The organism is Bacteroides sp. RTP31139st1_H2_RTP31139_211217, assembly GCF_040227615.1.
Taxonomy (GTDB): Bacteria; Bacteroidota; Bacteroidia; order Bacteroidales; family Bacteroidaceae; genus Bacteroides; species Bacteroides uniformis.
In genome coordinates, this window is the sequence record NZ_JBCNZM010000156.1 from 1 (window position 1) to 11372 (window position 11372).

General features: G+C 44.5%; 10 protein-coding genes and 1 pseudogene. 5 read left to right on the top strand and 6 right to left on the bottom strand.

The genetic code is table 11. The features are described 5' to 3' along the window. The coding region (locus ABUA47_RS19535) for a PL29 family lyase N-terminal domain-containing protein (RefSeq protein WP_349824374.1) at nucleotides 1-3272 on the top strand (3272 nt) is incomplete at its 5' end. A gap of 111 nt (nucleotides 3273-3383) precedes the next feature. Continuing rightward, complete coding sequence (locus ABUA47_RS19540; RefSeq protein WP_034532595.1) at nucleotides 3384-3944, top strand: hypothetical protein; 561 nt, start codon at nucleotides 3384-3386, stop codon at nucleotides 3942-3944. 73 nt (nucleotides 3945-4017) lie between these two features. On the opposite strand, the gene ABUA47_RS19545 is transcribed toward ABUA47_RS19540, so the two are convergent. Next, entirely contained in the window at nucleotides 4018-4578 is a 561-nt protein-coding gene (locus ABUA47_RS19545) for a porin family protein (RefSeq protein WP_035447725.1), read from the bottom strand. Between the two features lie 161 nt (nucleotides 4579-4739). Here ABUA47_RS19545 and ABUA47_RS19550 point away from each other — a divergent pair, with 161 nt between their 5' ends. The 3 genes from ABUA47_RS19550 to ABUA47_RS19560 all read left to right on the top strand — a co-directional run bounded on the left by ABUA47_RS19550 (nucleotide 4740) and on the right by ABUA47_RS19560 (nucleotide 6602). Further along, complete coding sequence (locus ABUA47_RS19550) at nucleotides 4740-5237, top strand: hypothetical protein (RefSeq protein WP_008661945.1); 498 nt, start codon at nucleotides 4740-4742, stop codon at nucleotides 5235-5237. 280 nt (nucleotides 5238-5517) lie between these two features. After that, nucleotides 5518-6246, top strand: a complete 729-nt coding sequence (gene ric, locus ABUA47_RS19555; protein WP_005824443.1) for an iron-sulfur cluster repair di-iron protein — start codon at nucleotides 5518-5520, stop codon at nucleotides 6244-6246. After that, nucleotides 6243-6602 carry a DUF488 domain-containing protein gene (locus ABUA47_RS19560; protein ID WP_035447724.1) on the top strand — a complete coding sequence of 120 codons (360 nt, stop codon included), beginning with the start codon at nucleotides 6243-6245 and terminating at the stop codon, nucleotides 6600-6602. The genes ric and ABUA47_RS19560 overlap by 4 nt, the downstream gene beginning before the upstream one ends. A 70-nt stretch (nucleotides 6603-6672) precedes the next feature. Here the strand turns inward: ABUA47_RS19560 and ABUA47_RS19565 are convergent, their stop codons facing one another. From ABUA47_RS19565 to ABUA47_RS19585, 5 genes and pseudogenes are all read right to left on the bottom strand, one after another. Beyond that, entirely contained in the window at nucleotides 6673-9108 is a 2436-nt protein-coding gene (locus ABUA47_RS19565) for a DEAD/DEAH box helicase (protein WP_035447723.1), read from the bottom strand. Between the two features lie 133 nt (nucleotides 9109-9241). Then, on the bottom strand, nucleotides 9242-9463 hold the full coding sequence (locus ABUA47_RS19570; RefSeq protein WP_002558131.1) for a DUF2795 domain-containing protein: 222 nt from the start codon (nucleotides 9461-9463) through the stop codon (nucleotides 9242-9244). 70 nt (nucleotides 9464-9533) lie between these two features. Beyond that, entirely contained in the window at nucleotides 9534-10088 is a 555-nt protein-coding gene (locus ABUA47_RS19575; RefSeq protein WP_005824436.1) for a cob(I)yrinic acid a,c-diamide adenosyltransferase, read from the bottom strand. 104 nt (nucleotides 10089-10192) lie between these two features. Continuing rightward, on the bottom strand, nucleotides 10193-10825 hold the full coding sequence (locus ABUA47_RS19580) for a hypothetical protein (RefSeq protein ID WP_005824435.1): 633 nt from the start codon (nucleotides 10823-10825) through the stop codon (nucleotides 10193-10195). A gap of 4 nt (nucleotides 10826-10829) precedes the next feature. After that, a pseudogene (locus tag ABUA47_RS19585) lies at nucleotides 10830-11372 on the bottom strand (serine hydrolase); the annotation flags it as partial.

Below are 11372 nucleotides of genomic sequence, written 5' to 3' on the forward strand. Positions count from 1 at the left end.
GTGTGATCCTGTTCAGCGCCTTAATGGTGGGCACTGCAGGAACGTTCACGTCTTGTAAGGACTATGATGACGACATCGAAAGCTTGGACAACCGCGTATCAGCAGTAGAAAAGCTGGTAAGTGACCTTCAAGCTAAGATTGACGCTGGATCGGTCATTACCGGCGTTGACAAAACAGAAGATGGCATTGTCATCAAATTAAGCAATGGCGAATCTTATCCTATCAAGAACGGAACAAACGGCACAAACGCTCCCGTTTGGAGTATTGTAAAAGACGCTAACGGTGACTATTGGTGGGCTAAAGACAATGTACAAACAGAGTTCCCTGCACGCGGTGAAAAAGGTGAACCGGGCAACGGTAGCGCTGGTCAAGACGCTAAAACCATCTATTACTACCCAGGTACTGAAGAAACTGGCAAGTTGCATGGCCAAGCAGAAGCTGGCTACTGGGTGAAAGTAACAGAAGAGAAGGGTAAAGATCCTTTATATGAAGTACAAACTACGAAATGGTTACCGGAAGGGACTCTTTCAGCAGTTTGGAATACAAAAGATGAAACTCTGACCCTTGGTAACATGAAGGATGAGAACGGCAAATTGGTTGAAAAGACTATTTCTCTGACTACTAAGTTGAAAGCATTGGTATTCATTCCTGATTTGTATGAAGACGGAGTAGAAGCTACTAAATACAAATATGCCAACGGTGATTTCATCGAAGCTGAAAAGAACGCAATAGAAAGTAAAGATGACCACAATGTAGCTTATGTAATCAAGAAAGGTACAAGTGCTACCAATTGGATTACTTTGAAAGATGCCACTAAGAAAACTTATTGGATGCCTTCAACCAGCGCAATGTACTATCACTTGAACCCGCTAAATGCCAAGCTGAAAGATATTGAGTGGAAATTCTTGGCAGCTACTCCGGAATATGTAGCTACAAAAGCTACTCCTGCTGTGGTAACCCCTATCTTCCAAAACGCAGGTAAGACCATTGACGGCGAAAAAATGTATGCTACATACAAACTCTCTGTAGAGGATTTGAAGAAGGGCAATTTGAGCACTCCCGGTGAAAACAACTATATTTCTATCGCAGCTCTGGAAGCAACATTGGTTAATGGCGAAAAAGAAGGTGAAGAAAAGTCTACAGTTACTTCTGACTATGCAGCCATCATGCCGATGATTCAAGGTTTTAAAGCCATTGCGTATACCGATGACAGCAAAATCGTAACAAAAAACACTTGTAAACCTGAACTGTATAAGACAGCTAAGGAAGCTATCGAAAACGTATATACTGTTCCTGCACAATACAATGGTGGTTCTATTGAATTGGCAGATTTACTGTGTATCCATCATGCAGATTCACTGTGTATCCATCATGTAGAAAACTTTGGAGAGAAAATTACTGCAACCACTCACAAAAGCATGAGTCTTGCTGAAGCTGCCCAGCTATATAATCTGACTCTCAAGTTTGAAGCTGTTCACTATATCAGCGGTGACAATGATACAGAGGAAAATGCTTACTCTCAATTGGAAGAAGACGGTACTTTCACTCCTTGCTATGTAAACGACAAAGAAGAAAGTGTGGTTATTCCTGAAGGAAGCACAGAAAAGATTGGCAGAAGTGCTATCGGTCGTCGTCCGGCAGTATTGGTTAAACTGGTTGATGCAACAAATAATGTAGTATTAGCAGGTTACATCAAGTTGGAAATCACTGAAAAAGCCGCTACTCCTGATGCAATTGTTATTGACAAGAGCACTCCGCAGTTGCCGTACTTGTGTGGTGAACAAACTGTATCCATCACTTGGAAAGACATGTCCGGTAAGATTCTTGAAGAACTGGGTATGACCAAGGAAGAATTCACAAAGGGTTATACATTTGTAAAAGACGAAACTTATGTAGCAGACGGTAAGGGTGGCTTCATTCAAGTAACAGCTGCTAATAAATTTGCAGCAGACAATACTTACGGTGTAGTTACTGAAACTCCTGACGGTAACACTAGTACAAATGCTATCCTGAACTGGACTAGCAATAAGACTCAAAGAGACCAACTCATCAAGGATTACAAAGATCGCGCCTTGACACTTTATGGCAAGTACAAACCTGTAGCAGGTGGAACAACTTACGCTATTTACGTAGGTATCAAGATTTCCATAGCAGAATTGCCGACTACTGCAAGTTATGGTAACAAACGTGATGCGTTCTGGTATCCTGCTGAAACAGCTTTGGCTGACAGAGATACTGTACGTACCAATGTTCCTGCTCCGGATGCAGCAAACAATGTAGCAAATTATGTGAAGAATCTTGATGACTACTTCTATCACTACGTAACAGAAGCTGGAAAAGAAGTTGAAAAATCAGGCATCGAATTCATTGTATCAGAAGCTTCCAAGCCGGTTTATGGTGAAATCTGGAACAACAAAGACAAAGGTATGGAAATCAAGTACAGCTACTTGTTCTCTGCTAAGAACGATGGTCTGACTATAGGTGGAAAGAAGTTGTTTGTAAGTACAGTTGAAGCTGACAAGAGCAAGAGCAGCACTAAGTTATACTGGGGTGAAAAGAGAGCAACCGCTTCTCTCATCGCAACTCTTGATAAGACAGCCAAGACAATTACTTATGCAAACAACGATGAAGCAAAAGTATTCTTGAACCTTTTCGGTCATAACGAAAACAAGCCTAACCAACAGTTTGCCATCATCGAGGTATCCGCTGTTTATGGTGACTGCGAAATTGAACTGGCTCCCGCTTACAACTTCAACGCTCGCTTCTTGCGTCCGCTGGATATTGAAAGCAACGACAAAGCCAAGTTCTTGGATGCAGAGGCTAACGGTTCTTCCGTATTACTTGGTAACTTGTTCAAGGCCAACGACTGGCGCGACAAACCGGTTATCGTATACAATGATAAAGACAAAGTATATGAAGCTGCTAAAGAAAACAACGTTAACTTGTACGAATACTACGGTATCAGCGCAATAACTTTGGATATTGACAATGCAACTTGTGACGTTAATGTTATCGGTGAACAGAAGCCTATCAACAAGGACGTTATCAAGCTGACAATCCTTGATAAAGTAGGTGGTACTGCAATTTCTAACCCGATTGACATCAAAACTACCAACATCAGCAAGTTGAACTCTGTAGTATTGAACTACAAGAACAATATGGGTAACACTAAAGACTTCACCATCATGGTTCCTGTAAAGGTCACATACACATGGGGTACAGTAAGTGCTAAAGTTGCCATTGCTGTTGATGGTACTATTGCCAACAGATAATTTTGTAAAGAACTCATCGCATCCTAAAATGCGGTAATATAATAAAGGTGCGTCATAATAAGGTGACGCACCTTTTTATTTAACAATGCACGATTAATAAATATATCAACAATGAACAATAAACAAATCCTTTTTATGCTTCTTCTCTCAGCAAGCTTTCTACTCGGAGCATGTTCAACAAAAGGACACGAAGAGAAGATGAAGACACAGAAAGAGGCAGAAGATGAGTTTGTAGCCACTTTGACTGCTGCAGACTCAAGCGCTGTTCTTACATTATGTACACAGTGTATGGATCTTCTAAAAGCTAAAGAGACTGACAAGGCTCTTGATATGCTTTACTCCATTGATGACGCTGGTATAGCCAAACCCTTAACGATACAACAACGGGAAGCACTGACCAAACGTTTCCAGCGTTTCCCGGTAATTCGTTATCGATTGGATTACCTCAGCTTCTCTACACAAGGAAATAATGACGTGAAGTACAAAATAGAATTTACGCCACGTTCAGATTCTGACACTCCAGGTAGTAGTATGGGGTTCATGTTCAACCCCATAAAAGCAAATGGGGAATGGGTACTCGCCATCAAAGACGGTAGACAGCCTAGTCGCGAAGCTGCTACCCCACTCCATGATGATGCACCTGCCCCAGTAGATGTAATTGTAGAAAAGTAATCAAAAACACAAGAAAGGCCCTCCTTTTTGTAGGAGAGCCTTTCTTTATATTCCACAAATCGTTTTACTACATTTAGAAGAGATACGCCGCAGACACCTGCCAAGTCTTATTCTTGGCACCGATGGCATCACCCGCATTCTTCCACGTAAATGAGTCGCCCATCGGGAGCTGATAGGTCACGCCAACCTGGAGATGCTTCAGCAGCTTCACACCGGCACCCAGATTAAGTGCCACTTGAGCCTTCTTGCGGTCTACGTAATCCTTCTTCTTGAAGTCGAAGAAGAAATCGGGACCGGCTGCCACATAAATACCCAACAAACTACCCAAGCCAATGGTATATTTCAGATTTACGGGTACTTCCAGTCCTGTTTGCTTCACCTCGTCCTTGCCGCGCTGAGAGAACAGCAAAGCACCATCAACACCCAAGCCTACAATGGGAATGGTGAACTCAGCCATCGGACCAATAAAGAAACCGGTAGAATTATCCTTGTTTCCCTTATATCCGCCATCCCAATCTATTTTCGTCATATTCACACCACCCTTAACACCCCACTTCAATAGTTGGGCCTGGGCAGGCATAGCCATAAACATACAGCATACAGCTATCACGAAAGCACTAAAAATCTTTTTCATAATCAATTGTGTTTAATATTACGGGACAAATATATGCAAATTCTTCCTAAAGAAACAACGTATGTTAGCATTTGTTCATTTACGAGAACAATGAATCACAAAACGCATTACCTTTGCAACCTGAATCAAAGAAAGATACCACACAGATAAAATAAAAAGCTATGATAAAAATCAGAAAGACGCAACCCACAGACATTGCAATCCTTATGGACATCTTTGAACAAGCGAAGCACATCATGCGGAAAGACGGAAATATGCTGCAGTGGAGAGGCAACTACCCTTCCAGGGAAATCGTCATAGCAGACATCGAACAAGGAAACAGCTATGTGTGCACCGACGATACCGAAGAAATTATCGGAACCTTCGCCTTTATCCGTGGAAACGACCCCACATATACGCATATCTATGAAGGAAAATGGGTGGAAGATACGCTTCCTTACGGCGTCATTCACCGGCTGGCAAGTACAGAACACAGCAAAGGAGTGGCCAATGCCTGCCTGCAATGGTGCTACGAACAAATACCCAACCTACGTGCAGATACCCACCGGGACAATCATATCCTGCAATACATACTGAAGAAGCACGGATTCAAATATTGCGGCATCATCCTTCTGGCCAATGGAGACGAACGGCTGGCATTCCAAAAAGTAGAAGGATAGACAAGGAAACCACGAATCTTTCATTTAAAGGAGTTATCAGCCGACAAGTCGGCTTAGGAGTTAAAGCCAATACTCGTGCGTATGTATTCACAGAAGTATCGGCTTTAACTTCTTCAACTCCTGACGGAGCGGAGCGAAGTGATAACTCCTCCAATTCCTTTAAATGAAAGAACCGGGCAAGAAAACTCAAATAATCATAACCCTTCAAACATTATCTGCCATATAATTGTATATATAGCAGGTTTCCACAATGTTGTGGAAAACAAAAACAAGATAACATATGAAGGATTATAAACGTATGACAGTCGGCGAAATCGTAGCCGACAACTTCAACAATGCCGGGATATTTGATAAATATGGCATTGATTTCTGCTGCCATGGTTCCGCACTGCTTCCCGAAGCCAGTAAAACTGCCGGAGCCGATATGGAGAAGGTGATAGAAGAAATAGAGCATCTGGCTCCGACAACCTCCGAAAATATTGATTTCAAGAGTTGGCCTCTGGACTTATTGGTGGACTATATTCTCAAAATCCACCACCGTAATATCCGTACACAAGGTCCCGAGATTGAAGAACTGCTGGATAAAATATGTCGCGTACACGGTGAAAAACATCCGTCACTCTACAATGTGCAGGCTCTCTTTCATGATTCCCTCTCCGACCTCAATGCCCATCTCGACAAAGAGGAACTGGTACTGTTTCCCTACATCTATGAGATGGTAAAGGCTAAGCTGGAAAATACTCCCCTGCCCGAATTCCACTGTGGAAGCATCGAAGCTCCCATATCCGTCATGATGGCAGAACATGACATTGAAGGAGAACGCTATCGCCACATAGAGCATCTGACCAACGGCTATACAGCTCCAGAAGATGCCTGCAACAGTTACCGCCTCGTACTCCAACAGCTTAAAGCATTTGAAGAGGCCTTGCACCAGCACATCCATCTGGAAAATAATATCGTTTTCCCACGCTCCATCAAAATGGAAGCAAAATTAAGAGAACAGCCATGACACAAATCAGAATCAAACGGGTATATGAAGAACCCAATGCAACAGACGGCTACCGTGTATTGGTGGACCGGCTGTGGCCTCGCGGCATAAAAAAGGAACATCTGAAATACGATGTCTGGGAAAAGGATATTACCCCTTCACCTGAATTAAGAAAATGGTTTCACGAAGACCAAGCGGAACACTGGGAGGGGTTTGCAGCCATGTATCGCAAGGAACTGGAAAATTCGGAAGCCGCCCTTAGGTTCATTGACACCATAAAACACCACCATACCATAACCTTACTATATGCTTCCAAAGCACCGATATACAACCATGCACGCATCCTGCAACGGTTTCTGCAGGAGCACTTAGACTAATTACTCACAATCTTTACAGTAAAAGCAAAGATGAACTGTAACTCTGGAAAGGCTGTTCAACGAATTGGTGCTACAAGGACACAAACTTCTTTTTCAAGTCGTCCACTCCCATTCCCGTAAAATAATCCTCTATAAAGTCCCAGCGCTGTTCATCCGTCAGCTTATCTGTTCCGAAGAAGAAAGAGAACAAGTCAATCTGCTCCTGGAATATCTGCCCGTTGGTATCCAGAATCAGATTGCGGTAATCATCGCCAAGCGCAAGTTCCTGCAGAGTTTCGGGGTCATTGAAACGGACAAATACGCAAGGCGTACCGCCACCCTCCACACTGAACGAAAGGCAGTCAAGCATAGAAAGCAGATTAAGCAGCATATTCAAGTCCGAGAAAGGAGTGCAATAAAACACCAGGCGGTCTCCCTTACTGCCCACTATGCGTTGGCTAAACAGTTTTTGATAGCGCGACAAAAGCAAATCAAAGCCTTTGGTCACCGTAAAAGAGAGTTCATTGGAATCCTTCTTTTTCACACTGCTGATATAGCTTACACTGCGGCCTTCCTCCGTGCGACTCTCCAGCAGGGAACCGATAAAGCGTTTGGCAGAGCGCACGTCCATGCCATGCTCGGCAAAGACAGCCCGCAATTCTTCTTCATCAAAACGTCCTTTCGACTTTATCAATGACGTTTTCAGCATCGTTGTCAGGCTCTTGAACAAGGCATCCATCCGCTCACGGATGACAGTGGCATCTTCCTTCAACAACACCTCATGCTTGCCTACAGACACGGCACGGGCTCCCTCCCACAACGTTCCATTATTCAGTTTCTGTTTGAATTCCTTGTAGCCAAGCTCAGGGAAACGCTCTTCCCAAAGCGCTTCCAGACGTGCGACGTAAACCCCGTCCTCCCCTTCTACCTTTGTCAGATAGCAATGGAATTCACGGGCAAAGACATCACCCGTCTTGTCCTGGACATATCCTTCGGTCAACAGATTCTTGGGGCTGATTTCAAGCAGATGCCTTCCATAACGCTGCATCAAATCGTCTTCCAGCCAAAGCAAGGCGGTCTTGATGAGCTGTCCCAACTCCGCTTCATACTCCAGCTTGTTCTTTGTACGCGGCAGTTTCACCACAAACTCGAAATCGGACAAAGATACCATGATTTCCGGTTTTTCCCCTTTCATGCGGTACACTTCCATGAGTTTTCTCAGAATAAGCACCAGCTGTTCCTGGGCAATGTTCCCTGTCTGATGCAGACGCTTCATATAATAGAAATCCCGTTCATGGTAGTCGGTAGCGGCAATACCCTGTATCTCCGTATCACGCGCGGCACGCCCTATCTCCTGAATATAGTCGACAAACGTACTGGATGGCGCCACATGGTATACACGGTCTATATCACTGATGTCCACTCCCATACCAAAGGCTTTCGTAGCCACAATCAGTTTCTTGGTTCCTTCCTTGAACTCTTGTACAATGGCAGCTTTCTGTTCCTTGTCCTTCTTGCCATAATAGGAGGCAACCAGACGCCAGTCCGCCGGCTTCACCCACGTCTTCAAGCGCATGTCGATGCCACCCGCAAAAGGATAATAGAGCAATGTCTTGTGCCCGTCCAGGAAGTCCTCCACCCGCGCAGCCACCACGCGCTGCTTTGCCTTGTCGTATGTCTCCCCGTCCTCCATCTCCATCTGACGGATGTCAAAGCCAATATTCCGGCGCTTCACTGTACCTACATAAAGCACGCAAGGCTCCATCTGCAAGGAACGAATAGTCTCGAATATCATGTCATTACCTCCTTTCGGGTTCCAGACAGCCGTAGCAGTCAATGCAAACAACGGGAAATTATAGCCGAGAGTCTGTTTCAAAGCAGTCAGGTAGCGCCCCAAGAACCAATAGTCCACGCGGAACTCCTTGCCCCACGTAGTGACCGTATGCGCCTCATCGACCACCACCAGACCGATGCGGCGCTCGCCTACAAAATGCTTAATGTCGTAAGAGAGAAGCAATTCCGGCGAGAGATAGAACAAATCAATCTCCCCCTCACGCACCTGCCGGTAAACCTCCATCTTCTGTTCCGGCGATAAATCGGACGAGGCGTATGCCACACGCATATACCCCAGCTCTTGCAGACTTTCCACCTGGTCTACAATCAACGCCTTCAAAGGGGAAACCACAATGGTAAGCAGATTATACTCCTTCCCCAGATAGATGGCAGGAAGCTGGAACAACAAAGATTTTCCGGAGCCGGTAGGGGCAGTCAGCAAGATATTGTCTACCTGCGTTTCACCTTTCCAAGCCTTTTCAGCCTCCAGTATAACGTTCTCTATCAGCTGTCCCTGCGAAATGCAGAGTTTCTCTTTTCCCTTGGACAAGTCATCGTAAATCTCAAGATTACGAAACTGTTCGTAGCCGTAAGTCTCCTTTAAAATCGTGTTTATGGTTTCGCGGCAGTTTTCAGGCAGATGCCTTTCCTTCAAATCCGGTAACCGGCGTGTTGTTGCTTCTTGTACATTCATTATTATTGTAGTGTGGGGATATTAAAAAGAAAAGAAGTAATTCTTCAACCATAGTTATCGGTTTTGGAATTACTTCTCCCTATGTTTCAAAATATTACCAGACATACCGGTAAGTTTTTTCTTTTAAAGCGTATCAATATTCCTCCTCGTTAAAGAAAAAGTCCTCTTTGCTGGGATAATCGGGCCAAATATCTTCTATGCTTTCATAAATCTCGCCTTCATCTTCCATTTCCTGCAGATTCTCAATCACTTCAAGCGGAGCACCCGAACGCATGGCATAATCTATCAATTCATCCTTAGTTGCCGGCCAAGGAGCATCTTCCAATTTAGATGCTAATTCCAATGTCCAATACATAGTCTCTAGTATTAAAATTGTGAATATTAAGTCCTATTTCTATTTTTCGGCAAAAGTATAACAATTTATTTCACTTGCAACTATTATTCCAAAATATTTCACCTTTTTTGTCGTCTTGATTCATTTTACGGGAAAGAACGAACAAATAATCAGACAAGCGGTTCACGTAAGCCAGTAATTCCGAAGCGATTTCCACTTGTTCGGCCAGAGCAAGAATCCGACGCTCTGCACGACGGCAAACCGTACGGCAAACGTGGCAGACTGCCGCACCGCGACTTCCGCCGGGAAGAATAAAGGCTGAAAGAGGAGGCAAAAGAGTATCCAAACGGTCTATCTCCCGCTCCACCATTTCCACCTGCTCCGAGCTGATGATACTGGCTTCTTTCAGCTCCATTTTCTCCCGGTCTGTGGCCAGATGAGAGCCTACGGCAAAAAGTCTGTCTTGCACTTGCTGCAGAAAATCTTTATCCTTTCCGTCAAGCAGGTACGTGATGAGAAGACCCAGATTGGAATTTAGCTCATCCACCGTACCGTATGCCTCAAGGCGGATATGCGTTTTAGGTACACGGGTTCCACCTACAAGAGAGGTGGTTCCTTTATCTCCGGTTTTGGTGTATATCTTCATAAGGAATTAATGTTTAGGGGTTAGAGATTAATGTTTAGCAGCCAGTAAGTGGAGCTAAGCACTAATCACTAACCGCTAATCACTATTGAAACGCCTAAAGATAATCAAAAGTTGACAATATAGTCTTGTTTTATCTTTGTTTTATCGAAGAATATGATACCAAGGTCATAAAGGTCGAACGTAATACCCGCCCGCCCGTCCTGCTTCATACGTTTCCAGAGGGCAAACATCTGCGGAGTGTAACGGATACCTTCAATTACAAAAACAGACTTTCCCCTGGTACGGGTGGAACAGATGCGGAAGACCTCCTCTACAAAATCGGGATGACGATAATCGTGCAAATAAAGGAAATCAACGGGAACGCCACTCTCCAGAAAGAGCTCGGAAAGGTCGGAAGCCGAAGTATAATCTGCCCCCTCCTTCCCCGCTTTCAAATAGAGGGCAGAAGCGGCAAGCGTACCGGCATCTACAATGGTCTCCGGCTGGGTATAGTTTACCAGACGGAACAGAAGGCGTTTTACTTTCTTCGATTCGTACTTCCAACGTTTATCTTTCTCCAGCTCCAGTTGCTTCTGTGCCTTGGCCAGCTCTTCATATTTATAATAAGCCGTACTTTCGTAAATTACATGCGTAATCAGGTTAAAGGCAAAAGGAGAATGTACACCGTAGCCGCAACGGTGCCGGAAACGGTACAGCCAGATAAAAGGCCGTTTTAGAGTAAGCAAAATACGATTCATTATTTTAATGTGCTAATGTACCTTCGAAAGTCACCCCTTCACCCGAAGAATAATTCTCCGTAACAGTCAGGAGTACCTTGTTATCCTCAAAGCAGAGCGTAAGCCCAAGAGCGCTTATCCAGTTGACATAATGTACTTTCAGTTGCAAAGCATCAAGTGACGCCCACGCATAACTGCCTGCCACCTGGAAAGGGCCTTCTATACCCTTAAAACGCCCCTTTGCAGCAACCGAATACGGAGGATAGCCATCAATTGCCGCTTTCGACCATTGCTTATAGCCAAACGGAAGACTGTATGTCTTTCCGTCTTTCTCCACCACAGTCATCACTACTTCTTGCTGCTTGAATTGCAGCTCGATGGATTGCCATCCGTATTTGTTCTCTCCGAGCAGGATGCGCTTGCCTGCGTATTTCTGTGAAAGGGAGGAAGCAGCCTTTCCTTGCACTAACGGCAGTTGATAAGAACGCTGTTTCTTCTGCAGGCGCTTGTAGTCCTTACCGGGCGCTAATACCTGGTCACCGACCTCCGGCAACAAGCGGTTCCAGAC

What these genes read in the sequence shown, in the direction of transcription:
- ABUA47_RS19550 (WP_008661945.1), top strand. Translation starts at nt 4,740, where the DNA reads ATGATAAAAATCAGAAAGACGCAACCCACAGACATTGCAATCCTTATG.
- ABUA47_RS19545 (WP_035447725.1), bottom strand. Translation starts at nt 4,578, where the DNA reads ATGAAAAAGATTTTTAGTGCTTTCGTGATAGCTGTATGCTGTATGTTT.
- ABUA47_RS19565 (WP_035447723.1), bottom strand. Translation starts at nt 9,108, where the DNA reads ATGAATGTACAAGAAGCAACAACACGCCGGTTACCGGATTTGAAGGAA.
- ABUA47_RS19580 (WP_005824435.1), bottom strand. Translation starts at nt 10,825, where the DNA reads ATGAATCGTATTTTGCTTACTCTAAAACGGCCTTTTATCTGGCTGTAC.
- ric (WP_005824443.1), top strand. Translation starts at nt 5,518, where the DNA reads ATGAAGGATTATAAACGTATGACAGTCGGCGAAATCGTAGCCGACAAC.
- ABUA47_RS19570 (WP_002558131.1), bottom strand. Translation starts at nt 9,463, where the DNA reads ATGTATTGGACATTGGAATTAGCATCTAAATTGGAAGATGCTCCTTGG.
- ABUA47_RS19560 (WP_035447724.1), top strand. Translation starts at nt 6,243, where the DNA reads ATGACACAAATCAGAATCAAACGGGTATATGAAGAACCCAATGCAACA.
- ABUA47_RS19575 (WP_005824436.1), bottom strand. Translation starts at nt 10,088, where the DNA reads ATGAAGATATACACCAAAACCGGAGATAAAGGAACCACCTCTCTTGTA.
- ABUA47_RS19540 (WP_034532595.1), top strand. Translation starts at nt 3,384, where the DNA reads ATGAACAATAAACAAATCCTTTTTATGCTTCTTCTCTCAGCAAGCTTT.